Raw genomic sequence first — 23,968 nt, 5'->3', positions numbered from 1 at the left:
ATTCAGTTTATCTTGATTATGTTGACGAGCGAGCAAACTGAAAGACTAAATAGGAGAAATTTATGACAACAACACAAGCATTATTAGATAGTTTATTGGCCCACAAGGCTTCAATCAACTTAGCGACAACCGAGCAGAAAAACCAGGCCCTGTCAGCTATGGCAAACCAGTTGGTTGCTCAGACTGAGGCAATTTTAGCAGGCAATGCCATTGATATGGAAAATGCCCAAGGCAAGATTAGCCAGGTCATGCAGGACCGTTTGCTTCTGACAGCTGAGCGGATTGAAGCTATGGCAGACGGCATTCGTGCCTTGATTGACTTGCCAGATCCTGTTGGGCTGGTCTTAGAAGAATCCACTCGGGCAGACGGCTTGAACATTCGCAAGAAATCCATTCCCTTTGGCTTGGTAGGAATGATTTACGAAAGCCGTCCAAATGTGACTTCAGACGCTGCAGCCCTTGCTATCAAGAGCGGAAATGCAGTCATCTTGCGTGGTGGCAAGGAAGCCTTTCACTCGGCTCAAGCCATTGTCACAGCCCTCAAGGCTGGTTTGGAACAGGCTGGTCTTTCTCCAAAGGTCATTGAGTTGGTTCAAGACACCAGCCGTGCCTCTGCGACGGAGTTGATGACTGCCAAAGGCAAGATTGACCTCTTGGTGCCACGTGGTGGTGCAGGTCTTATTCAAGCTGTTGTAGAAAATGCGACTGTGCCAGTTATCGAAACAGGCACAGGCATCTGCCATGTCTATGTGGACAAGGATGCGGATTTGGATAAGGCCCTTCAAATTGTGGTCAACGCCAAAACCAGTCGCCCCTCAGTCTGCAATGCGGCGGAAGTCTTGTTGGTCCATAAAGAAATTGCCAACCACTTCCTACCTCGCTTGGAAGAAGCTCTGGCTGGGCAGGTGGAATTACGTGCAGACAGCCAGGCCCAGGCTATTCTAAACCAATCCACACCAGCAGGCGACCAAGATTTTGACACGGAATTTTTAGACTATATCATGGCTGTCAAGGTCGTTTCAAACGTAGAAGAGGCTATCAGTCATATCGCTCAACACTCGACAGGGCACAGCGAGGCCATCGTGACGGAAAACAGCCAAACGGCAGAACTTTTCACACTCCATGTGGACTCGGCTGCGGTCTATGTCAATGCCTCGACCCGCTTCACAGACGGTGGCGAGTTTGGTCTAGGCTGCGAGTTGGGTATTTCCACTCAGAAGATGCATGCCCGTGGCCCAATGGGCTTGCGTGAAATGACCACCTACAAGTACATCATCACAGGCGACGGCCACATTCGTTAGGAGGACAAGATGAAGATTGGATTTATCGGACTGGGCAACATGGGAGCGGCCCTGGCCCAAGCGGTCAGCCAGCAATCAGATACCCAGCTCCTACTCAGCAACCACAACCCAGCAAAAGCCCAGGCTCTTCAAGAGAAGGTGGGTGGTCAGCTTTTTTCTAATGGGGAAATAGCAGAGCAGGCCGAGGTGATTTTCCTTGGGGTCAAGCCTCACCTGATTCAGTCAGTCTTATCAGGCTTACAGGACCAGATTAGTCAGAATCCGTCAGCCATTTGGATTTCCATGGCAGCTGGAGTGCCCATTGACAGCCTGGCAGAATTTGTGTCGGCAGATAAAGTCATCCGTATCATGCCCAATACACCTGTCGCTATCGGCCAGGGTATGACAACCTATAGCGTGGTCAATCCAGAGCTCGCTCCGCTATTGGAACAAATCTTAGAAAAATCTGGCAAGGTACAGCAAGTGTCAGAGAAGTTGATAGATGCTGCGACGGCTATCGCGGGCTGTGGACCTGCATTCGTCTATCAGATGATTGAGGCCCTGACAGATGCGGGTGTGCAGAATGGTCTAACAGCGGAAGATGCGAAAATTTTGGCTGCACAAACCTTGGCTGGAACTGCTCAAATGGTATTATCCAGCGACAAGCATCCAGCCCAGTTGAGGCAAGAAGTGACCTCGCCAGGTGGATCGACTATTGCAGGCGTAGTGGCTCTTGAAAAAGAAGGCTTCCGTTACGCCGTTATCAAGGCAGTCGCTGCCGCCCTCAAAAAGACTAGAAAATTAGGCAAAAAATAGTGAGAAAATAGCAAAAAACGGGACTTTTAATCCCGTTTTGTTTTTTCCTTGATCCATTGGCTGACATTGGATAGAGTTTTGTTTTGCTCCGCTTTACGTTTTTGATCTTGTACAAAATCCGCAAAACTTTGCTTGACACCGTCCTTTTGAACCTTGTCCTGCAAATCATGCCATTTCTTTTTAAGGTTGCTGGAAGTCCGTTCGTAATAAATCTCTAAAATTTCTTCTTTTGACTTATAATTGCGATAGAAAGCGTTACGAGAAACTCCCGCTTTACGAACCAATTCAGATACTGAAATTTGCTTGAGCTCCTTTTTCTCTAGGAGAAATAGCAGAGCAGTTTCTATTGATTCCTTAGTCAGTTGATTGGCTTCCTTGTTTGATTGATAGAGGTTTTTCAAAGATTGGGGTGAAATTTTACGACCTGCCATAGTTTTCCTTTTCCGAGTGTCACATCTGAAAGAAAATGCTTTCAGATGGGGTAGTTTAATGATATAATTGTAAGTAAATAGAGATTTATTGTCAAATAAAAAAGTAAAATTGGAAATGAGAATATTATGTCAAAATGGAAAATTGTTGCAGATTCGGGCTGCGACTATCGTCAATTAGCTAATCTAGCTCCGGATACTGAATTTATTAGTGTGCCACTTACCATCCAGGTTGGAGAACAAGCATTTGTTGATGATGCAAGCTTGGATATTGATTACATGATGGAGGTGATGGAGTCATCTAAGTCTGCAGCTGGGTCGGCGTGTCCAAGTCCGCAGGCTTATCAGGCAGCTTTTGAGGGAGCTGAGAACATTATCGTTGTGACGATTACAGGTGGGCTATCGGGTAGTTTTAATGCGGCACGTGTAGCTAGGGATATGTATATCGAAGAGCATCCGACTGTCAATATCCATTTGATAGATAGTTTGTCAGCCAGTGGGGAAATGGATTTACTTGTAGACGAAATCAATCGATTAATTGGTTCAGGATTAGATTTTCCACAAGTAGTAGAAGCGATAACTCACTATCGGGAACACAGTAAGCTCCTCTTTGTTTTAGCGAAGGTTGATAATCTTGTTAAGAATGGAAGACTGAGCAAATTGGTAGGCACTGTCGTTGGTCTTCTCAATATCCGTATGGTTGGTGAGGCAAGCGCTGAAGGAAAATTAGAGTTGCTTCAAAAGGCGCGTGGCCATAAGAAATCTGTGACAGCGGCCTTTGAAGAAATGAAAAAAGCAGGCTATGATGGTGGTCGAATTGTCATGGCCCACCGCAACAATGCCAAGTTTTTCCAACAATTCTCAGAGTTGGTAAAAGCAAGTTTTCCAACGGCTGTTATTGACGAAGTTGCAACATCAGGTCTATGCAGTTTTTATGCTGAAGAAGGTGGACTTTTGATGGGCTATGAAGTGAAAGCGTGATTCACAGAGTAACAATTTTGGGATGTAATTTCCACTATAGAACAATCCCCCTCGTCTTTTAAGTTCGAGGGGGATTGTTTGTATGAGGTTATTAGATTTTATTCATTCAAATATCTTACGAATTGCTCCAGCTTATCTGCAAAATCTTGTTCAAAGAAGATCTGTAAGAAATCAGCATTCTGTCCGCTGAAATAATAACACTTTCCAAACATGTGTTGGATGCTAGGTGAAAGAATTCCCTTGCTTAGCTGAAAGGTCACGCTCCCTTTGGAAATTCGATATGGGATGTTCAAAGCGTATTTCTCTAAACAATCTTTTATTTTATTCCACTGAGCGTGATAAATATGATGAAGATGCTGTGTGTTTCGTGCAAACATACCGTTATCAATGTAGAGTGAGAGAGCTTTTTGCATGATAAGATTGGTATCGTAATCGATTAGACTCTTATGTTTGATGAAGGTATCACGTAGCTGGTTAGGAAGGCTGATTGCACCGATTCGGAGGGCAGGAAAGAGTGTCGGTGTAAAAGATTTTATGTAGATGACACGATTATCTGTATCAAGATAGTGTAAAGGTAGGCTATGACTAGAGTCGAAATCTGCCAAATAGTCATCCTCAATGATGTAGACATCGTATTGCTTTGCTAATTTTACGATGGCTGTTTTTGTTGCTATATCATAGGTTGAACCGAGAGGATTGTGCAAGCGAGGAATTGTGTAGAAAAACTTAATTTTTCCAGTTTGGAAGATACTTTCCAATTCTTCTAGGTCAATTCCATCTAAATCCCGTTCAATTGTTTGATAGGGGATTCCTTGATGTCGAATGAGCTCGATCATTCGTGAGTAGGTAGGGTTCTCTATCAAGATTTCCGTTTTTCCAGCCAAGGTTTCCATTTGTGTGAGAATATATAGAGCTTGTTGACTACCAGCTGTGATAACCAGCTGGTCTTTTTTTGTATAGACATGATAGTCCATTAATAAACTTTGAACGGAGGAAATCAATTCTGCCAATCCCTCTTGCTGGTGATAGTAGTTGAATAGGTAATTTTCCCGCCCAATAAGACTTTCGTTTAGACAAATCCGAAAATCTTCATAGGGTAATTCTTGAAAGTCTGCTGGATTGAGCTCTACAGTATGGTCTTGGAAATCTCTATCTTCTAAGATATAATAACCACTTTTTTCGACAGCGTAGATCTTATTTTGGTACTTTAATTCCAACATAGCCTTTTGGACAGTGTCTTTGCTACAATGATATTGCTCGCTGAGTTGACGGATAGAAGGTAATTTCTCTCCGCGTTTGAATCGGTGTTCCTCTATTCCAGTCAAAATATCTTGGATGATAACTTGATATTTTTTCATCTAAGCCCCCTTTTTTATAGACTATGTTACTAGCTAGTATATAGGAAAAGTTGCAGAAATACAATATATGAATAATGGGGTTGAGGTTCAGGAATTAAGCTACTCTATGGTATAATTAAGTGATGAAAATAATTATACCTAATGCAAAAGAAGTAAATACAAATCTAGAGAATGCCCCGTTTTATCCCCTGTCTGATCGAAGCAAGCAGGTACTGGATGCCATAAGTCAATTTGATGTAAAAAAGATGGCTGCCTTTTATAAATTGAATGAAGAAAAGGCTGAGTTAGAAGCTGATCGTTGGCATCGAATCAGGACAGGTCAAGCAAAAACCTATCCAGCCTGGGAGTTATATGATGGTCTCATGTATCGTTATATGGATAGGCGAGGTATAGATTCGAAAGAAGAAAATTACCTACGTGACCACGTTCGTGTTGCGACAGCCTTATACGGATTGATTCATCCTTTTGAATTCATTTCACCTCACCGCTTAGATTTTCAAGGGAGCTTAAAGATAGGCAATCAGTCTTTAAAACAGTACTGGCGACCGTATTATGACCAAGAAGTTGGTGATGATGAACTGATTCTCTCATTGGCTTCGTCAGAATTTGAGCAGGTGTTTTCTCCACAGATTCAGAAAAGATTAGTTAAAATTCTTTTCATGGAAGAAAAAGCAGGGCAGCTAAAAGTTCACTCGACTATATCAAAAAAAGGTAGAGGAAGATTGCTGTCCTGGTTGGCTAAGAACAATATTCAGAAATTATCGGACATTCAAGATTTTAAGGTGGATGGTTTTGATTATTGTGCTTCCGAATCAACGGCAAACCAACTTACCTTCATCCGATCAATCAAAATGTGAAAAAACGAACAAGATAACGTTTTCCAGCACTAAAGAAGGGTAGGAAAATATTAATTTCTATGATATAATGGGTAAGTTATAAGTAAAAGGAAGGTTGTTTATGAAAAAGAGAAGTGGACGTAGAAAATCTTCACGATTAAAGATTGTCAATTACGCTTTATGGTTCTTGTATGTTATTGTTCTGACTTTGTCGCTCTATATGATGTACCGGTACGATATTTTAGATTTTAGATATTTGAATCATATCCTTGCAGGGGTATCAAGTGGGATTCTAGTCTTGACAGCCTGGTTGATATGGCGGAAGAAGGCGCGTGTTTTTACCATGATCTTGTTAGTACTATCCTTACTAGTAGCTTCCCTCGGGGCCTACGGGATGAATGAAGTCGTTAGGTTTTCAAATCGCTTGAATTCCAACTCGACATTTTCTGAGTATGAAATGAGTGTCGTCGTGCCAGCGGACAGCGAGATTACAGATATCAGTCAGCTATCCACAGTCACAGCACCAGCTGATTACGACCAAGAGAATGTCACCGCATTATTGGATGACGTTACGAAGATGAAATCGGTTCAGTTATCGACGACTCCAACTAGCTCTTACCTAACTGCTTATCAATCCATGATGAATGGTGAGATACAAGCGATGGTATTTAATGGCGTCTTCACCAATATTCTAGAATCGGAAGATCCAGATTTTGCCAATAAAGTCAGAAAGCTCTATACCTTTAAGGTCACAAAACAAGTGGAGACAACTGTAGAGCAGGCAAGTGGGGCTAGCTTCAATATCTACATCAGTGGGATTGATACCTATGGACCAATTTCGACCGTTTCACGGTCTGATGTCAATATCATTATGACAGTCAATCGTACAACCCATAAAATCTTGCTGACGACCACACCACGGGACTCTTATGTCGCAATTGCTGACGGTGGTCAAAATCAATACGACAAACTGACTCATGCAGGGATCTACGGAGTGAACGCATCTGTTCACACACTAGAAAATCTATACGGTATTGACATCAGCAATTATATCCGATTGAACTTTACCTCCTTCTTGCAGTTGATTGATTTGGTTGGTGGAATAGATGTTTACAATGAACAGGAATTTACTGGCTTATATAAAGGTTATTACTTTCCTCAAGGCGATATACATTTGGACGCGGATCATGCACTAGGATTTGTTCGAGAGCGCTATTCTCTAGCTAATGGCGACAATGATCGAGGAAAAAACCAAGAGAAAGTTATTGCAGCCATCATCAAAAAATTAAGTTCCCCGGATAACCTCAGTAACTACCAGGAAATTCTAGCTGGTCTGGAAGGTTCCATCCAAACAGACCTGAGTATTGAAACTATTATGAGCCTTGTTAATACACAATTGGAATCAGGTACCCAGTTCTCAGTCACATCTCAGGCTTTGACAGGGACAGGGCGTAATGATTTGACTTCATACGCAATGCCAAGTTCACAGTTGTATATGATGGAGATTAATCAAGATAGTTTAGCACAAGTAAAATCAGCCATCCAGTCAGTCTTGGATGGAAATTAATAAATAGGAGAGATTATGAATAATCAAGAAGTAAATACAATTGAAATTGATGTATTATCGTTGTTAAAAACCTTATGGAGAAAGAAATTTCTAATCATTATTACAGCTCTTTTGGGAGCAGGGATTGCATTTGTCTTTAGTAGCTTCTTAGTTACTCCTCAGTATGACTCAACAACTCGTATTTATGTTGTTAGTCAAAATGTTGAGGCTGGCGCAGGTTTGACCAACCAGGAACTGCAGGCTGGTACTTATCTTGTTAAAGACTATAAGGAAATCATCCTATCACAAGATGTGTTATCTAGAGTAAAGTCAGAGCTCAATATTACTACTGATTTGTCTAACAAAGTTACCGTTGATATTCCCGTTGATACTCGTATCCTATCCATTACAGTTAGCGATGCTGATCCAAATGAAGCAGCTCGTATTGCTAACAGCTTACGGACAGTTGCTGCTCAAAAAATTATCGAAGTGACTAAGGTCAGTGATGTGACAACTTTGGAAGAAGCTGTACCAGCAGAAACTCCATCTACGCCAAAAACATCGAGAAATATTGCTGTTGGTCTCTTGGGCGGTGGAGTACTTGCTGTTGGTTTAGTGCTGATTTTTGAAATTTTAGACGATCGTGTGAAACGTCCTCAGGATATTGAGGAAGTGATGGGCTTGACCTTGTTAGGTGTAGTACCAGATTCGAAAAAATTGAAATAGGAGTAAGACATGGCGACATTAGAAATTGCACGCACGAAAAAAGAATTAGTAGGTAAGACAGAAGAGTATTTTAATGCTATTCGTACCAACATCCAATTAAGTGGATCGGATATTAAAGTTGTAGGTATTACATCTGTTCAATCAAATGAAGGAAAGAGTACAACGGCAGCAAGTTTAGCAATGGCCTATGCTCGTTCAGGCTATAAGACGGTTTTGGTTGACTCAGATATCCGTAATTCTGTTATGTCAGGTTTCTTCAAACCAACGACAAAAATTACTGGCTTGACGGATTACTTGTCTAGTACGACAGATTTGTCTCAAGGACTCTGTGATACAGATGTCCCAAATCTAACAGTTATTGAGTCTGGAAAGGTTTCTCCTAACCCAACTGCCCTCTTACAAAGTAAGAATTTTGAAAATCTTTTGGCGACTCTTCGACGCTATTATGATTACGTTATTGTTGACTGTCCACCACTTGGAATGGTCATCGATGCAGCAATCATCGCTCAAAAATGTGACGCAATGGTAGCAGTTGTTGAGGCTGGAACAGTCAAGCGTTCAGCTGTAAAAAAAGTAAAAGAGCAATTAGAACAAACAGGAACTCCATTTTTGGGTGTGATTTTAAATAAATACGATGTCACAGCTGAGAGATATGGTGAGTATGGTAATTATGGTAACTATGGCAAAAAAGCCTAGTTACCTTCCTCTGTATAAGATGAACTTTAAAATAGGTGTAAGATGATTGATATTCATTCGCATATTATCTTTGGAGTCGATGATGGACCAAAGACTATTGAAGAAAGTCTGGAATTAATCAGAGTTGCTAGACAACAAGGAGTTCGCATTATTGTTGCGACTTCGCATAGACGTAAAGGGATGTTTGAAACACCTGAAAAAGTCATTATGGCTAACTTTAATAAATTGAAAGAAGCTGTTAAAGAAAGATATCCAGACTTGAGACTATGTTATGGTGGCGAACTCTACTATAGTAAAAACTTGATGGAAAAATTGGAAAAAAACAAGGTTCCAACCATCAATGGCTCACGCTATATTTTGCTAGAGTTTAGTATGAATACTCCTTGGAAAGATATTCAAAAGGCAGTAAATGAAGTAAACCTTCTGGGATTGACGCCAGTTATTGCACATATTGAAAGATATGATGCCTTGGCCTTTTATGCAGAGCGTGTTGAGGCGTTGCTAGATAAAGGGTGTTATACTCAGGTCAACAGTAGTCATGTTTTAAAACCAGGTTTGCTTGGCGACCGTTCGAAGGAATTTAAGAAACGAGTACAGTTCTTTCTTGAGAATAACTTGGTTCATTGTGTGGCGAGTGATATGCATAATACGACGGTCCGTCCTCCATTTATGAAGCAAGCCTATCAGATCGTCAAAGAAGAATATGGAGAAGATAGGGCAAAGGCTTTATTTAAGAAAAATCCTTTAATGATATTAAAAAATCAGGTTTGATTTTAGAAAAAAAAGCTTATAATTAATGGTAACGGGGGGTAAAGATTTGAGTAACGAAATAGGTTATTTCCAAGCAAAATTGGCTCTTTATGATATGATCGCAGTTCTGATAGCGGCTGTTCTTACGAGTCAGATTCCGAATTCAGATTTAAGTCGTTCAGGAATTCATATTATCTTGATGGTGCACTTTTTTGCTTTTTATTTATCAAATTTATACCGTGACTTTGAAAATCGTGGTTTTTTAAAAGAATTTGAAAAAACTCTATGGTATAGTTTGGTTTTTTCCATTCTTTTAACAGTTATTTCATTTTTTTTAGAAGATAACTTTGGTTTATCTAGGAGAGGTCTTATCTATTTTATATTAATGAACTCAGTCCTGATTTATTTGTTAAATTGCACAGTTCGACATTTTAAAGGTATTCTTTTTCTAAATTCAGAATATAAAGGAAAAACGGTCTTGATAACTACAACAGATCGCTGGGCAAGTATGCAAAAGCTTTTTGAAACAGAGAAACTATTTCAGAAAAATTTAGTGGCTCTTGTCTTTTTAGATCAAGTTGGAACCAATGTTAAACTAAAGATTCCAAAATTTAACACTGTAGAAGAAGCTGTTGAGTTTTCTACTCGAGAAGTTGTTGACCAGATTTTTATTAACTTACCAAGTGAACACTTTGATTTAAAACAAATTGTTTCAGAATTTGAGATTCTAGGCATCGATGTGAGTGTTGATGTAAATTCATTTGGTTTCCGTGCTTTGAAAAATAAAAAAATTCAACTGTTAGGTGACCATAGTATTGTAACGTTTTCTACCAATTTCTATAAGCCTAGTCATATCCTTATGAAACGAATTTTGGATATTGTAGGAGCTATTGTGGGCTTGCTTGTGTGTGGATTGGCTTCAATAGTTTTGGTACCACTTATCAGACGTGATGGCGGCCCTGCTATTTTTGTCCAAAAACGTGTAGGAAAAAATGGTCGCATTTTCAAATTCTATAAATTTCGCTCGATGTATATTGATGCTGAAAAGCGGAAAAAAGAATTAATGGCTCAAAATCAGATGCAAGGTGGTATGTTCAAAATGGATAACGATCCACGCATAACACCAATTGGTCATTTCATTAGAAAGACTAGTTTGGATGAGCTACCTCAGTTTTACAATGTTTTAATTGGAGACATGAGCTTAGTTGGCACGCGTCCGCCAACTGTTGATGAATTTGAAAAATACACACCAAGTCAGAAACGTCGTTTAAGTTTTAAACCAGGTATTACAGGATTATGGCAAGTCAGTGGTCGAAGCAATATTACTGATTTTGACGAAGTTGTCAAACTTGATGTTGAATATATTGATAATTGGAACATTTGGTCAGATATCAAGATTTTGTTAAAAACTGTTCAAGTTGTGATTAAGAGAGAGGGAAGCAAGTAAGTAAGATGAATATTGTTTATGCTAGCGATAATAATTTTGCAGATGTTCTGAAAGTTTCTGTTTTATCACTATTGAGAAATACAGAAGGCACGCAGAAAATTCGTATCTGGGTTATTGACAATGAGATATCTGAAATAAAAAAAGAAGAGCTTAGAGAGTTGGTTGCGGAATTTCCGAATGCTACACTTACTTTTATTCAACTGACGACGCAAATATTTAATACAAATATCAATCTTGACAGGGGATCAGTTAGCTCATATGATAGATTACTAGTAGGTAGTCTGCTTCCTGTGGAGGTCGAACGGGTTATTTATTTAGATAGTGATATCATGATCCAAGGTTCAGTAACAGATTTGTATTACATGGACATCAGTGATAAGGTTGTAGCAGCAGTCACAGATGTCTTTAATGAGACCTATAAAAAGCTATTGAATATTCCAATTGAACATTCTATGTTCAATCCAGGAGTAATGCTTATTGATTTAGTGAAATGGAGAACATTACATCTTGAGGAACGCTTATTAAAGCAACTAGAATATTTTGAAGGCAATCCCTTGCAGGGTGACTTGGGATTATTAAATTCATTGTTATACGATTGCTACTATGAGCTGAATCCTAAATACAATATGATGACCGCTTTTTATGATTTTGCCTATAAAGAGATGTTGCATTTTAAGAAACCCTCTCAATATTATAGTGATTCCTGTCTGGAACAGGCAAAAAAAGAAGTTGTTATCCGACACTTTACAACAAGTATCTCTTCTATCAGACCATGGTATGCACAAAGTAGCGTTTCTGGTGTAGAAAAATGGAATGGTTATATGAAAGAGTTGGGTATTGAAAAATCACCTTATAATGAAAAGCAATCAAGAAGAGTGGTACGTACTCTGTTACAAACCCCTCTTAGAAAAGCAGTTTTGAATATATTATCGTTTGTTCAGCTACATATAAGACCCATGGTTATTAATTATCAGAGAAAGCGATAATTGTTAGGAGTAGAATGAAGAGTATAAAACTATTACATTATCTAAAAATGTACCTAACTTGGCTATGTTATAAACTTATTTATGGAAAAAAGTTACAAATAGGAAAGAATGTTGTTTGGCGGAAATCACTATCCATCATGATTGATACAGGTGCTAGTGTAATAATTGGTAACGATTGTTTTTTTAATAATTACTGTTCTCTAAATGCGAATGAGCGTATAGAAATCGGTCAAGGAACAATTTTTGGAGAAAATGTTAAAATCTATGATCATAACCATAGGTTTGCTGACAGACAACAGTTATTGAAGAAACAAGGTTTTTCCACAGAGCCAGTACATATTGGTAAGAACTGCTGGATTGGAAGTAATGTTGTCATCTTAAAAGGGACCATTATAGGAGACAATTGTATCGTAGGTGCAGGTACAGTTCTTTCAGGAAATATTGGTGACGGTAAGATTGTAACTCAACGGAGAGAACTAGAATATAGAGATATTATTTTTAAGTAGGAGCTGGAATGAAAAATAGTGACTTAGTATCGATTATCGTTCCTGTTTATAACGTTCAAGAGTATTTAAGGGACTGCATTATATCTATTTTACAGCAGACGTATAAGAATATAGAGGTATTATTAGTTAATGATGGTTCCACGGATGAAAGTGGTAAGATTTGTGGGGAATATGCTAAAAAGGATATACGGATTAGAGTCTTTCATACAAAAAATGCAGGAGTTTCAGTAGCTAGAAATCTAGGTTTACGATACGCTCAAGGTGAATATATTACCTTTGTTGATAGTGACGATTCCATCCATCCCCAGATGGTAGAAATGATGGTTTCCGAACTACAAAGAACAAATTCAGATTGTATTATCTGTTCTTGTAAGACTGTTGAGACAATGCAGTCGTTTGAGAATATTGAGGAATTTGAGACTGAGGTTGTAGAAGCTAATCTAGCAATTAGAGATTTATGTCACCTTGAAAAACCATATAAAGATATGGAAGTGACAGCTGTATGGGGAACTCTATATAAACACTCAATAATAGAAGGCTTTTCTTTTGCAGAAAATGTGACAGTAGGAGAAGATTTTCTATTTAAGTATAGCTTATTTCATTCATGTACTTCAATTACTTATATTAGTGCGCCACTCTATCATTATTTGATTAGACCAAGTAGTGCTATGCGAAATGGATTCAACAAGCAAAAACTTGAATCGTTATCTTACTTTGAAAATTTTTTAACATCTGCTAACTCTGATAGAAATTATATGAATTTGATGACGCGGATTGTGAATATGGCTATTGTGATACTATTCATGATACCAATTGCTGAAGAATATCGTGATGAAAGAATACGGGTCATAAATTATATTAGAAAATATAGGATTAGTGTTCTTATGTATTCGGCTACTCCCTTGAAAGTAAGGACAGCTCTTATTTTATCCTTATTAGTAGGTTTTGATACTCTACAGAGAATATTTCAGATGAGAAAATGAGGAGAAGGGAATCATGTTATCCATTATTATTCCAGTCTACAACAATGCGCAATTAATCTCGCGTTGTTTAGATTCCATATTGGTAGAAACTAGTGTTGAGTTTGAAGTTTTGGTGATTGATGATGGCAGTGCTGATAACTTACAGGAGATCTGTCAGAGCTATGTCAGTCGTGATTTGCGAGTTAGATATGTCTACCAAGAGAATGCAGGCGTTTCTATAGCTAGAAACCATGGCTTAGAGCTAGCTAATGGTGAAGACATTCTATTTGTTGATAGTGATGATTATCTTGTATCTGGTTGGGGACAAGCCTATTTAGTTGCTCAAGAGCAAAATAAGGACTTAACAATTTTTGAATTACAACGTGAGCTAGATGGTCAGATTCAGCCTGTTGTTCCGATGTTTTCAAAATGTGAGAGTGATTTGGATACCATATGTAAAACGTATCTGCTGACAGATCGCCTAAATGGTCCTTGGTGTAAAGTGTTCAAAAAAAGGATTATTCACGAGCATAACATTCGATTTCCTAAGGGAATCAGAATTGGAGAAGATGCTATCTTTGTTGGGCAGTATCTCAGTCACTGTACCAATATCGTCTATTTCCCTGATTCAATCTATACTTATGTGGATAATCAAGCTAGTGCCTCTTATCAGAAAAATGTTAGTTTTCAAGATAGACATACAGTGTTTGAAACAAAAAAACAATTTTTAGAGTATTACCCTGAATGTGAGGAAGAGTTTTACGAGAAGTCCCTAGGTGACTACCTATCAACTTTGCGGTTTTTGGCTAGTTATTCTTCCTGGGTGGAATTTAGAAATCAGTTGATGTTATCATTTGATTATGCCTATGTATGTGATCTTCTTAGGTATTCTTATTTGACCTTGTCATCACGGAGAACTCTTCAGTTGAAGTTGCTTACGATAAGAAAGTTTCGGTTATTATTTGGTGTATTAACAACTGAAAATAAGTTTCTTTCTTTAAAAAATAGAAAATAAGGGACCTAGGTCCAATAGAATAGAGAAGTCATGTTTATTTATTTATTCATTTTTATAGCCTCTACATTGCTGATATATGCTTCAGAAAAGACTTCAAGTAAACAGAAAGCAACAGTATTTGGCCTTATAGCAGTTTTATTAGTATCTATTGTTGCTGGGTTAAGACACTACACAATAGGCACTGATATTGAAGTATATGTTTTGCCAGTATTTCAAATTGCGAAGTCCTATCCTTATGGGTTAAAAGAATTTTTAAGCATCAATTTTAATGAGATTGAAGCCAGTTTTTTGGCACTAGAATATGTAGGTGCCAAGATTTTTGGTACTCCTAGCTTTGTATTATTTATTTTATCTTTCCTGACAAATCTATTTGTTTTGCTAGGGATAAAGAATTTCAAAAGTTGCCCTCAATGGCTTCAGTGGTTTACATATTGTTTTTTATACTATAATATTTCATTGAACATGATGCGACAAATGCTTGCAATGGCTGTAATTTTTTATTTGTTTTCAAAGATAGAAAAACTAAATTTCAAAAATATTGTAGTCTTATTACTCTTAGCTTATCTATTTCACAGGTCCTCCTCGGTTGCTATTGCGATGGTTCTGTTATACTATCTGATGAAAAGTAAGTATGGCTTAACGACAGTTGTCCAAGTTGCAGTTATGATAGTTCCTTTTATTGTTAATGCAATTTTTGAATTTATTTTGCGATTAGGTTTAATTTCATCTGATAAGTATCGTGTTTATCTAACTCTAGGAGAGGGTCTGGGCGTAGATTGGTATAAGGTTGCTTTGGTAGGTTTTGTTTTGTCCATATATATATTTTATAGCCTATATACCAAAGATTTTAGCTTGGGGTTAAGCAAGTTTTGGAGAATAATGTTATTTTTAATTTTTGTTCTCCTGTTTACTAATTCAAATTATCTGACACAGCGTGTAAGTGCCTATTTCTCATTGTTTGAAATAGTCTTGTTACCAAACCTGACGGTGTTAGTTTCTTCCAAACATTATGGAAAACAATTGATAACTGTGGTTTATATGCTAGCATTGGTTGTCTACTGGTATACCTTCTTTATCTATTTTGGTTATCATGAGACATATCCTTTTCAATTTGGGTTTTAAGATGTATTTTTCTTTGTAAGTAGAAATAGGGTATATAGATGAAAAAAGTTTTTGTATATGCATATGTCAATAAAAATTTAGGAGATGATTTATTTCTCAAGGTATTAAAAGATTGGTTTCCTAATCGGGAGTTCACCGTTTTTGTGAGTGACAAAAATGAGGCTTCGTATTTAGAAAAATATGGTTTTAACGTATGGGAATATTCGCGATTATGCAGAAGATTTGATAAGGTTTGCTATAAGTTATTTAAGCAAACACCTTTTTTGAAAAGAGAGTTATCAAAGTATAATGAGACTCTTATTATTGGAGGATCGATGTTTATGGAGGAAGGTCGTTGGCAGGATAACTATTACTACTATGATCGTCTTCAACAACTCTCAAGAAAGATAACAGTTGTAGGTGCAAATTTTGGCCCAGTTAAGACGGATTATTTTTTGTCAGCTTATCAAGACTTATTTAGTAAGTTCGATGGCATTGTTTTTAGAGATAAAACTTCAGTAGAGTATTTTGCGGGATTTGACAATATCTCCCTTGCACCTGATGCAGTATTTAACCTTGAGCTTCCTACCGCAGAAAAAGAAAATATAGTTGGTATCTCTGTAGTGAATTTGGCCAATCGCCCTGAACTTCAACAATATGAAATGTCCTATGTTTCTTTTATGAAGAAAATCATAGGTTCCTTTCTATCCAAAGGATATCGCGTCCACTTGCTTTCTTTTTGTGAAGCTGAGGGAGATTTAGATATGTGTGATAGATTAAAGCAGGAGTTCAACGATGATGTAACACTTATTGCTTATAATGGGGCAATTGATCAATTTTTGGACTTGTTTGCAAGCTATTCTTATGTTGTTGGAACGCGCTTCCATAGTATGATTTTAGGTTGGTTATCTGGAGCAAAGGTCCTACCGATAGCTTATAGCTCTAAGACAATTAATGTTATTGATGAATTGAATCCAGATTCATTCTATATTGATATAAGTAATTTTCCGGAAGATAGTACATTAATTGATGATAGCTGGTTTTCAGAATTCCAAAATTTAGAACTAGTAAGAGAACAGGCGAAAAATCAATTTAGAAATAATGTGTGAGATAGAGAGTAATAAAGTGAAAAGTTTATTAAAAAAGGACTCAGTGCAGTTTTTGTTGATGTTAGTATTGACACTTATGACACAGGTAGTTTCATTAATAAAGTCCTCATTGTTGGCTTCAAAGTATGGAGCCAGTGCTTCTATTGATGCGTATAATTTACTGCTGAGTTTATCCGTCTTTATCTTTAGTTTTTTTGCAACAGGGATTACGACAGTTTTAATCCCTGCTTATGTTAAAAAAGAAAAAGATAGTGTCATTAATTCATTTTTAACATTTATTTACCTAGCGGCAGTAGCTGTTTCTGGCCTTTTTTTAATTGTAAGAACACCGATTATCACTTTGATTTCGAATGGAAATCTTGTGTTTGAACAAACGGCCCAGTCTATTATAAGCGTCTTGGTGTTTTCTCAATTCTTTAATACTTTTATTGGGGTTACGACAGCATTTTTACAGGTTGAAGGAAAGTATAATATTCCCAAATGGGCGACTTTAGTGACAAACCTCCTCCTTGTTCTTTCTCTTTTTTATCTGGATGCTGATGTTTATATTTTATCTATCGTTACGGGAGTAGTTACTATTATAAATGCGGTGATTCAGTTTTATTATTGTGTTCAATATGGGATGCGATTTAGGTTTAATTTTGAATTCAAATCCAGTGGATTTCGTACGATGATGCAAATTTATTTACCAACGGTCTTTAGTACCGGGTTGTATCAGTTCAATCTTTTGATTGATTCTTTTCTTTCGAGTAGTGCTGGTGAGGGAAATGTTACGATACTGAGTCATTCTAATGCGATTGTTGGAATGCTAAATACGTTAGTTGTTGGTAATATTATGATTATGGCTTATCCTAAATTAAGTGAATCCCTTCTGACTAGCTTAAAAGAGGGAGTTGAGCGTTTCAAAAATATTAGCTATTTTATTTCTATCATGGGCTATATCATTTTGATTCTGTTCTTTATTTTGGGACGAGATGTACTGGAATTTTTAATACTGAGAGGTAACTTTCAGCAAGATGACTTTGAAGTTTACTATAATTGTGTGACTTTGTACCTTCTGGGTTTCCCTATCAATATGTTGAGGGATTTAGTGTATCGTTTTTTCTATGCCAAAGGAGATACGAAGTCTACTTTTTACAACAGCATTATAGTGAGTTTGCTAAATTTTGTACTCAGTGTTGCTCTTACTCAAATAATTGGATTTTACGGAATCATTTTAGGAACTTTACTTAGTTCTATTCTTTCTTTTATGATGATTCAATGGAGATTTAGCAAATATTATGAATCGTTAGGGTATCATTTTTATATGAGGCAGGGACTACTCTTGGTTCTATCTGCTAGCCTAATTTTTTTACTATATTTGCTAGAAATTGTCTATCCCGTAACTGTTTTTGGTCATCTGTTTGAGGCTGTAGCAGCATTCCTTGTATATATTGGTTTTTTGAGTGGTTTAGGCTATGACTTGCGGAAATATATCAAAAGTATGTTTGAGTAGTGAGAGGATTATATATGAAAATTGCTTTGGTATTTGATGGTTTACAAATAGGAGGTATTGAGAGAGTAGGGAGTGACTATGCAAAATTACTTGTTTCCAATAATCACGAGGTTACGATTTTCAATCTAAATCCTAGTTTGACAGATATGGAAGAGAATTTTCCTGAGGAATGTAATATTATTCGTTATTCATATTCTAGAAAGTTTGCTCCAGAGCAGTATACACAATTAGTAAAGAAAGGTTATTTTTATAAATGTGCATATCCGATAATTTTTACTTTACTAAGTTTATTCAATGTACTGTTAAAAGTGTTTATTCTTTTTGATAGACGTTTTCAAAAAGAGTTTGATGTTGTGATAGCTTTTTCTGGTCATTTCAATGATTTAACATTTGTTGCCAATAATTTCATTAAAAATAAGCGGAAGCTATGTTGGTTACATGGGGCACTTTATAGTTATCTACTCATTTCTGATGGTTATTTAAATTTATATAGAAAAATTCAAAATTTGGTAGTACTGGTTGACGATGCGCAAGAGGAAGTACTGAGCTATCATAGTGGATTGGAAAAACAATTAAATATTACTAAGCTATATAACCCAACTTTTATCGCTCATAAGCCTCTTCAACAAGACCTTATTTCTTCTTTAAAAGCACGCTATGGTGATTTCATTATCATGGTGTCAAGATTTTCGTATCCACACAAAGATCACTACACGGTAGCCAAAGCTTTAGAAATCCTAAATGAAAAGTACGGGTTACTTCCCAACCTATTATTTATCGGAGATGGTCCTGAAGAAGACTTGGTAAAGAGGTTTGTGGCAAAATTGCCAGAAGAAGTTTCTAAGCATATTCACTTTATGGGGGCTCAGAAAAATGTGGAGAATTATTATGCTTCAGCAAAATTATTGGTTCATGCGAGTGTTGCTGGAGAGGGCTTACCAACGATAATCTTAGAAGGTCTATCCTATCAGTTGCCTATGGTTGTAACGGATTCTAAGACTGGTCCAAGGGAAATATTGGGTGATAATCAGTATGGTTTATTAAGTTCAGTTAAACATCCTGAAGATATGGCAGATAAAATATATGAACTCCTAACCAATTCAGATTTATATGATAAGTACCGCTTAAGAAGTAAAGAGAGAGTGGAAGATTTCAGTCCCCAAAATATACAGTTCCAGCTGGAGGAAATGCTCTCTAAATTAATATTGGAGGAAAAATAATGAAGTTTATTACCTGTGCGAGTTATTACGGTACTGGTTCCAGTGCTATCACAGATTTTGTATCAGAATTTGAAAATGTGTACTCTTTTACAAATGAAGAATTTCGCTTCATTCAAGATCCAGATGGCATATCTGATTTAGAGTACAATATTGTCGAGAATTTCAATAGGCACAATTCTGGTCATGCAATAAAGAGGTATAAAAAACTGATTAAATTTTATTCAGGTAATATCTTTGGCAAGAAGTATGCACATTTTTTTGGTAATAATTGGGAGTATTATTCAAATAAATACTTGGAAGAATTGGTAGAATTCAGTTATCAAGGATGGTGGCAGTATGATTTAATGGATAAGGGAGAATTATATTATTTTAGAAAGAGAATTCTTAATAAAATATTAAAGCTAACCTTGTGGCGTCATACTCCCGAAAGAACATTAAATACTTTAAAAAATGAGATAACCTACTGTTCAAATCCTTCAGAAGAAAAGTTTTTAGACGCGACTAAAAGATATATAGAAAATTTATTTGGCTCAGTCAGTGGAGACTCTGAAATAGTAATGGTTGATCAGATTGTGCCACCTACAAATTTGAAGCGGTATTTAAGATATTTTAATGATATACAAGTTGTAGTTGTTGACAGGGATCCAAGAGATATTTTTGTCTTAGAAAAATATTTTTGGAAAGACGGTATCATCCCTAGTAATGTAGAAGAATTTTGTAAGTGGTTCAAATACACAAGAAATCATAGAAAGTTTGAAACGATGGATTCACCACAGGTTAAGTTTATCCAATTTGAAGACATGGTTTACAACTATGAGGAGACAACAAGACAAATTAGAATGTGGTTACAGCTAATAGAGTCTAGTCATACGAATAAAAAACTTTTTTTTGATCCAGCAAAATCTAAAAATAATACTCAGATTTGGAAAAGGATTCAATGTGATTTGGAAGAAATTAAATATATTGAAAATGAGTTAGAAGAGTATTTGTATCCATTTGAAAGTATTGTAACTGAGTAGAACTAGAAGGTGAACATTACATGAAAAATGCTATTATTCTAGCAGCAGGCTTTGGAATGAGAATGGTTCCAATTAATACTGAAATTCCTAAAGCATTATTAGATGTATCTGGTCTTCCTCTAATTGAGCGTTTGATACATCAATTACAAGAAGCGGATATTTTTGATATTACAATTGTTATCGGTTATATGGGAGAACGACTGAAGTATCTTGGCGAAAAATACGGTGTAACCTTGGTTAATAATTCGAGGTACTCCGAGATGAATAACCTTTATTCTTTGATGCTTGTTGCAGATAAAATTTCAAATACATATATTTTACCCTGTGATATTTGGTGTCAAGAAAATCCATTTTTTAATGGTTCGTCAGATTCATTCTATTTAGTTTATGAAAATAGTAATTCTGAGAAGACAGACTATTGGGATTCAATGACTGGTATTGCCTACATTTCAGAAAAAGATGGTGATAAAATACGTGATTCATTACAGCTTGTTGTAGAGAGCGATAGAGGAAAAGATGCTTTCTGGGAAGAAGTGCTCTATGATAGTGAAAGATTATGGATTACACCAGTATTTGTATCTCGAGATTCTGTACATCAGATTGATAGCTTTGAAGATTTGAGAGGAATCGATAATCAATCAGTGCACCTTCATTCAGAAATAATAGAATTAATCTGTCATGTCTTTTCGATAAGTTCGGATGATATTAGTGATATTATTGCTCTAAAAAAGGGAATGACCAACCGATCTTTTCTATTTTCTTGTAGGGGTGATAAGTATATTATGCGGATACCAGGCGAGGGAACTGACCTGCTTATTAATCGCCAACAAGAAGCCATGGTTTATGGAACATTGGATGGAAAAGGAATATGTGATGAAATCATATACTTGAATCCAGATAATGGCTATAAAATTACTAGATTTGTGGATGGTGCTAGAAACTGTGATCCAAATGATTTATCTGACTTGAAAAAATGTATGTCTAAATTACGGGAGTTTCATAGCTTAGAGTTAAAAGTTGAACATGAGTTTGATATATTTGCTCAAATAGATTTTTATGAGTCGTTGCGTAATGGGTATGAATCTGCATATGATGATTATGATCAGGTGAAGAAACAGGTTTTTAATCTCTCCGCATTTATTGAAAAGCATATCGAAAAGAAGGTTTTAACACACATTGATGCAATTCCAGACAATTTTTTGATTTATTCCAAAGAATGCCAAGAAGAAATTCGTTTAATTGATTGGGAGTATGCTGGTATGCAGGACCCTCATGTTGATATAGCTATGTTCTGTATCTATTCTTTGTACAATCAGCAAGAGATTGACCGGTTGATTGATATCTATTTTGATTATAATTGTTCAGAAGAGATTCGCTTGAAAATTTACTGCTATATTGCATCCTGCGGCCTGTTATGGAGCAATTGGTGTGAATATAAGCATATGCTGGGTGTGGACTTTGGAGATTATGCTAAGAAACAATATGACTTTGCAAGAGAATATAGTTCTTGGTTAACAACCGAACTTAGAAAACGGGGGATATATGAATAGTCGTCTAAAAGGGACAATACAAGGTCTATTGTCTGGAATGTTTTGGGGCTTAGATACATCTTTAAATGGTCTGGTTTTATTGATGAGTCCTTTCATTTCTGGAGATGATAAGCTGTTGTCCTCTACTTTATTATTAGCATTTTTTCATGATTTTTTTTCAGCAACTATTTTAACTTCTGACCTAGCTGTCAGAGGTCAGCTCAAAATGACAATTCAAAAATTAAAAAGTAAAAGTGCGTATTTTGTAATGATAGCGGCATTGTTTGCTGGTCCTTTAGGGATGAGAGCTTATCTGTATGCGGTAGAAAAGTTAGGGACGGGGCTAACTGCAACTATATCTGCCCTGTATCCTGCTATCGCAGCCTTATTAGGGGCGATTTTGTTAAAAGATTATTTGACCAAACGGGGATGGTTTGGACTTTCTTTGACAATGGTAGCAGTAATTTTTCTTGGTTATAGTGGAAGTTCTAACGCGGGGGGAGATTTTATTGGCTTCTTGGCAGCAGGGTTATGTGTACTGGGGTGGGCTTCGGAAAGTGTTATTACCGCTTACGGTATGAAGGATGATATTTTGCCGAAACAAGCTTTATTGATTAGGCAGTGGGTTTCAAGTTTAGTCTATCTGTTATTTATGTTTGCAGAAGGTGATGTTATCTACAGTCTATCAACCATTATTGCTTCACAATCGATTCTTTTTATTATTGGTTTAGCACTTATAGGTACTCTTTCCTATCTCTCTTATTATTCAGCTATTGATACTATTGGTCCTGTAAAAGCGACGGGCTTAAATGTGACTTACTCTATTTGGACAGTCATTTTTTCACTATCTCTTTTTGGAGGACAATTAGATATAAAGTTAGTCATTAGTAGCATACTCATCATTATTGGGACATTATTTGTTATAAAAAACTAAGAGGAGAATCTATGCGAGCGATTATTTTAGCAGCAGGAATGGGTACTAGATTGAGACCCCTGACATTAACAACTCCTAAATCTTTGATTAAAATTGGAGAGCAGACATTAATAGAGCGACAAATTTTATTTTTGAACGAAATCGGCATTTCAGACATTATTGTTGTAACAGGATACTTGGCAGAAAAGTTTGGCTTTTTAGAAAAAAAATATGGAATTAAGTTAATTCACAACGATAAATATGATATTTATAATAACTTTTACACTATGTATCTTGTGAGAGAGTTTTTGAGTGATGCCTATGTAATTGATGCGGATAATTATCTACATACCAACTTCTTGGATGCTAAGGTGACAGTTTCTACCTATTTTTCAGCTTATAAAAGAAATTTTAAGGATGAATGGCTTCTGAAGTGCGATAGTGAGGGCTTGGTTAAAGAAATTGTAGTTGATAGTGGTGAGGGAACTATTCTATCTGGTGTCTCATACTGGAATACAGAAGCTGGTCAAGTTTTGAATCGTCTTCTTGAGGAGACTGTAGAATCAAATGATTTTGAAAATTTATATTGGGACAATCTTGTAAAAGATAATCTAGATAAATTAATAGTTTATAAAAAGGATATCCCTTCTGATGCTGTTTTTGAGATTGATAATCTTGATGACCTAGAACAGCTCAAAGAGTTTTTACAGTCATAGAAATGGTATTACCCCTCTAATTGATAAATATTTTATGATTGCCTATAATTATTTGCGATAGGTATAGTATTTTGGAAGTATGAAGTACGAAGTGAATTTTTTACTACTACAAATTCCACTCTATACAGAGAAGATAAAATTATCTTTTCCCTACAGTGGATTTACCCACTACAGAAATTATAGAGCCAAGAAAAGACGATTTCCTAGTTTGGAAGTCGCCTTTTTTGATGTTTTCGAAATACTACATATTGTTGTTAGTGTAAACATATATATAGTTTAAAAAATTTTTTAGTAAATGTTTTTAGGGTTTTTATAGTCGAATGAATTAGCTTTCAGACAAGGAACTGAGGCGCAGGCTGTACTAGAGTACGGCAAGTCGAAAGTGACGATGGATCAAAGCTAATTCAAATGACTATATATTGTTTATTTCCTACTATTCTCTCTATTATTGCTAAACTTGATGAAGGTTGTATTGTCTGTTATAATATTGGATATTGCAAGCTTTAAGTGAAAGGTTTTAGGGAAGAGATTAT

23 protein-coding genes are annotated in these 23,968 nt (G+C 36.5%); 21 read left to right on the top strand and 2 right to left on the bottom strand.

The annotated features are described in order from the left end of the window. Positions 1-62: 62 nt before the first annotated feature. Both ODU46_RS01450 and proC read left to right on the top strand, forming a co-directional pair. The gene (locus ODU46_RS01450) at positions 63-1,301 is read left to right on the top strand and encodes a glutamate-5-semialdehyde dehydrogenase (protein ID WP_024407525.1); all 1,239 of its coding nucleotides are present in this window, start codon (positions 63-65) and stop codon (positions 1,299-1,301) included. A 9-nt stretch (positions 1,302-1,310) separates the two neighbouring features. Beyond that, positions 1,311-2,096 (top strand): pyrroline-5-carboxylate reductase, encoded by a 786-nt coding sequence (proC, locus tag ODU46_RS01445; RefSeq protein ID WP_398579128.1) that lies wholly within the window; start codon positions 1,311-1,313, stop codon positions 2,094-2,096. 26 nt (positions 2,097-2,122) lie between these two features. Here proC and ODU46_RS01440 read toward each other — a convergent pair whose 3' ends face one another. Continuing rightward, positions 2,123-2,527 carry a TetR/AcrR family transcriptional regulator gene (locus ODU46_RS01440; RefSeq protein ID WP_398579127.1) on the bottom strand — a complete coding sequence of 135 codons (405 nt, stop codon included), beginning with the start codon at positions 2,525-2,527 and terminating at the stop codon, positions 2,123-2,125. Positions 2,528-2,653: 126 nt separating this feature from the next. Between ODU46_RS01440 and ODU46_RS01435 the strand changes: the two genes are divergently transcribed. Then, positions 2,654-3,505, top strand: coding sequence for a DegV family protein (locus ODU46_RS01435; protein ID WP_398579126.1), 852 nt, complete (start codon positions 2,654-2,656; stop codon positions 3,503-3,505). Positions 3,506-3,603: 98 nt separating this feature from the next. Here the strand turns inward: ODU46_RS01435 and ODU46_RS01430 are convergent, their stop codons facing one another. Then, positions 3,604-4,863 (bottom strand): PLP-dependent aminotransferase family protein, encoded by a 1,260-nt coding sequence (locus ODU46_RS01430; RefSeq protein WP_398579125.1) that lies wholly within the window; start codon positions 4,861-4,863, stop codon positions 3,604-3,606. 122 nt (positions 4,864-4,985) lie between these two features. Here ODU46_RS01430 and yaaA point away from each other — a divergent pair, with 122 nt between their 5' ends. The 18 genes from yaaA (at position 4,986) to ODU46_RS01340 (ending at position 23,435) form a co-directional block, all read left to right on the top strand. Continuing rightward, on the top strand, positions 4,986-5,720 hold the full coding sequence (yaaA, locus tag ODU46_RS01425; RefSeq protein ID WP_398579124.1) for a peroxide stress protein YaaA: 735 nt from the start codon (positions 4,986-4,988) through the stop codon (positions 5,718-5,720). Between the two features lie 100 nt (positions 5,721-5,820). Beyond that, complete coding sequence (locus ODU46_RS01420) at positions 5,821-7,266, top strand: LCP family protein (RefSeq protein ID WP_398579123.1); 1,446 nt, start codon at positions 5,821-5,823, stop codon at positions 7,264-7,266. A gap of 15 nt (positions 7,267-7,281) precedes the next feature. Further along, positions 7,282-7,971 carry a YveK family protein gene (locus ODU46_RS01415; RefSeq protein ID WP_398579122.1) on the top strand — a complete coding sequence of 230 codons (690 nt, stop codon included), beginning with the start codon at positions 7,282-7,284 and terminating at the stop codon, positions 7,969-7,971. 9 nt (positions 7,972-7,980) lie between these two features. Beyond that, complete coding sequence (locus ODU46_RS01410) at positions 7,981-8,667, top strand: tyrosine-protein kinase (RefSeq protein ID WP_398579121.1); 687 nt, start codon at positions 7,981-7,983, stop codon at positions 8,665-8,667. A gap of 42 nt (positions 8,668-8,709) precedes the next feature. Further along, entirely contained in the window at positions 8,710-9,438 is a 729-nt protein-coding gene (gene cps4B, locus ODU46_RS01405; RefSeq protein ID WP_398579120.1) for a capsular polysaccharide biosynthesis protein Cps4B, read from the top strand. 46 nt (positions 9,439-9,484) lie between these two features. Then, positions 9,485-10,864 (top strand): sugar transferase, encoded by a 1,380-nt coding sequence (locus ODU46_RS01400; protein WP_398579178.1) that lies wholly within the window; start codon positions 9,485-9,487, stop codon positions 10,862-10,864. A 5-nt stretch (positions 10,865-10,869) separates the two neighbouring features. Then, positions 10,870-11,850, top strand: coding sequence for a glycosyltransferase family 8 protein (locus ODU46_RS01395; protein ID WP_398579119.1), 981 nt, complete (start codon positions 10,870-10,872; stop codon positions 11,848-11,850). Between the two features lie 137 nt (positions 11,851-11,987). Continuing rightward, positions 11,988-12,356 (top strand): acyltransferase, encoded by a 369-nt coding sequence (locus ODU46_RS01390; protein WP_398579118.1) that lies wholly within the window; start codon positions 11,988-11,990, stop codon positions 12,354-12,356. Positions 12,357-12,364: 8 nt separating this feature from the next. Then, on the top strand, positions 12,365-13,339 hold the full coding sequence (locus ODU46_RS01385) for a glycosyltransferase family 2 protein (protein ID WP_398579117.1): 975 nt from the start codon (positions 12,365-12,367) through the stop codon (positions 13,337-13,339). A 13-nt stretch (positions 13,340-13,352) separates the two neighbouring features. Next, complete coding sequence (locus ODU46_RS01380; protein WP_398579116.1) at positions 13,353-14,333, top strand: glycosyltransferase family 2 protein; 981 nt, start codon at positions 13,353-13,355, stop codon at positions 14,331-14,333. 30 nt (positions 14,334-14,363) lie between these two features. Beyond that, entirely contained in the window at positions 14,364-15,455 is a 1,092-nt protein-coding gene (locus tag ODU46_RS01375) for an EpsG family protein (RefSeq protein ID WP_398579115.1), read from the top strand. Between the two features lie 38 nt (positions 15,456-15,493). Next, positions 15,494-16,543 (top strand): polysaccharide pyruvyl transferase family protein, encoded by a 1,050-nt coding sequence (locus tag ODU46_RS01370; protein WP_398579114.1) that lies wholly within the window; start codon positions 15,494-15,496, stop codon positions 16,541-16,543. 16 nt (positions 16,544-16,559) lie between these two features. Continuing rightward, positions 16,560-18,038 (top strand): murein biosynthesis integral membrane protein MurJ, encoded by a 1,479-nt coding sequence (gene murJ, locus ODU46_RS01365; RefSeq protein ID WP_398579113.1) that lies wholly within the window; start codon positions 16,560-16,562, stop codon positions 18,036-18,038. Between the two features lie 14 nt (positions 18,039-18,052). Then, positions 18,053-19,258, top strand: coding sequence for a glycosyltransferase (locus tag ODU46_RS01360; RefSeq protein ID WP_044768749.1), 1,206 nt, complete (start codon positions 18,053-18,055; stop codon positions 19,256-19,258). Next, a complete protein-coding gene (locus ODU46_RS01355) occupies positions 19,258-20,277 on the top strand; it encodes a hypothetical protein (protein ID WP_044768747.1) in 1,020 nt (339 codons plus the stop codon). Before ODU46_RS01360 ends, ODU46_RS01355 begins: the two co-directional genes overlap by 1 nt. Positions 20,278-20,297: 20 nt before the next feature. Next, complete coding sequence (locus ODU46_RS01350) at positions 20,298-21,827, top strand: phosphotransferase (protein WP_398579112.1); 1,530 nt, start codon at positions 20,298-20,300, stop codon at positions 21,825-21,827. Then, positions 21,820-22,740: a DMT family transporter gene (locus ODU46_RS01345; RefSeq protein ID WP_398579111.1), complete on the top strand. Its 921-nt coding sequence runs from the start codon at positions 21,820-21,822 to the stop codon at positions 22,738-22,740. The genes ODU46_RS01350 and ODU46_RS01345 overlap by 8 nt, the downstream gene beginning before the upstream one ends. Before the next feature lie 11 nt (positions 22,741-22,751). Then, a complete protein-coding gene (locus ODU46_RS01340) occupies positions 22,752-23,435 on the top strand; it encodes a sugar phosphate nucleotidyltransferase (protein ID WP_398579110.1) in 684 nt (227 codons plus the stop codon). The last annotated feature ends 533 nt before the right edge of the window (positions 23,436-23,968 follow it).

It is taken from the genome of Streptococcus sp. 2020WUSS089 (assembly GCF_044427405.1).
GTDB lineage: Bacteria > Bacillota > Bacilli > Lactobacillales > Streptococcaceae > Streptococcus > Streptococcus hashimotonensis.
This window is presented reverse-complemented; position numbering and strand designations above follow the sequence as displayed.

Bases quoted from the DNA above. Each gene is read 5' to 3' on its own strand.
- ODU46_RS01350 (WP_398579112.1), top strand. From the start codon at position 20,298: ATGAAAAATGCTATTATTCTAGCAGCAGGCTTTGGAATGAGAATGGTT.
- ODU46_RS01420 (WP_398579123.1), top strand. From the start codon at position 5,821: ATGAAAAAGAGAAGTGGACGTAGAAAATCTTCACGATTAAAGATTGTC.
- ODU46_RS01375 (WP_398579115.1), top strand. From the start codon at position 14,364: ATGTTTATTTATTTATTCATTTTTATAGCCTCTACATTGCTGATATAT.
- ODU46_RS01430 (WP_398579125.1), bottom strand. From the start codon at position 4,863: ATGAAAAAATATCAAGTTATCATCCAAGATATTTTGACTGGAATAGAG.
- ODU46_RS01440 (WP_398579127.1), bottom strand. From the start codon at position 2,527: ATGGCAGGTCGTAAAATTTCACCCCAATCTTTGAAAAACCTCTATCAA.
- ODU46_RS01340 (WP_398579110.1), top strand. From the start codon at position 22,752: ATGCGAGCGATTATTTTAGCAGCAGGAATGGGTACTAGATTGAGACCC.
- ODU46_RS01360 (WP_044768749.1), top strand. From the start codon at position 18,053: ATGAAAATTGCTTTGGTATTTGATGGTTTACAAATAGGAGGTATTGAG.
- ODU46_RS01450 (WP_024407525.1), top strand. From the start codon at position 63: ATGACAACAACACAAGCATTATTAGATAGTTTATTGGCCCACAAGGCT.
- ODU46_RS01385 (WP_398579117.1), top strand. From the start codon at position 12,365: ATGAAAAATAGTGACTTAGTATCGATTATCGTTCCTGTTTATAACGTT.
- ODU46_RS01390 (WP_398579118.1), top strand. From the start codon at position 11,988: ATGATTGATACAGGTGCTAGTGTAATAATTGGTAACGATTGTTTTTTT.
- ODU46_RS01370 (WP_398579114.1), top strand. From the start codon at position 15,494: ATGAAAAAAGTTTTTGTATATGCATATGTCAATAAAAATTTAGGAGAT.
- cps4B (WP_398579120.1), top strand. From the start codon at position 8,710: ATGATTGATATTCATTCGCATATTATCTTTGGAGTCGATGATGGACCA.
- ODU46_RS01415 (WP_398579122.1), top strand. From the start codon at position 7,282: ATGAATAATCAAGAAGTAAATACAATTGAAATTGATGTATTATCGTTG.
- ODU46_RS01435 (WP_398579126.1), top strand. From the start codon at position 2,654: ATGTCAAAATGGAAAATTGTTGCAGATTCGGGCTGCGACTATCGTCAA.
- ODU46_RS01410 (WP_398579121.1), top strand. From the start codon at position 7,981: ATGGCGACATTAGAAATTGCACGCACGAAAAAAGAATTAGTAGGTAAG.
- ODU46_RS01355 (WP_044768747.1), top strand. From the start codon at position 19,258: ATGAAGTTTATTACCTGTGCGAGTTATTACGGTACTGGTTCCAGTGCT.
- ODU46_RS01345 (WP_398579111.1), top strand. From the start codon at position 21,820: ATGAATAGTCGTCTAAAAGGGACAATACAAGGTCTATTGTCTGGAATG.
- proC (WP_398579128.1), top strand. From the start codon at position 1,311: ATGAAGATTGGATTTATCGGACTGGGCAACATGGGAGCGGCCCTGGCC.
- yaaA (WP_398579124.1), top strand. From the start codon at position 4,986: ATGAAAATAATTATACCTAATGCAAAAGAAGTAAATACAAATCTAGAG.
- ODU46_RS01395 (WP_398579119.1), top strand. From the start codon at position 10,870: ATGAATATTGTTTATGCTAGCGATAATAATTTTGCAGATGTTCTGAAA.
- ODU46_RS01380 (WP_398579116.1), top strand. From the start codon at position 13,353: ATGTTATCCATTATTATTCCAGTCTACAACAATGCGCAATTAATCTCG.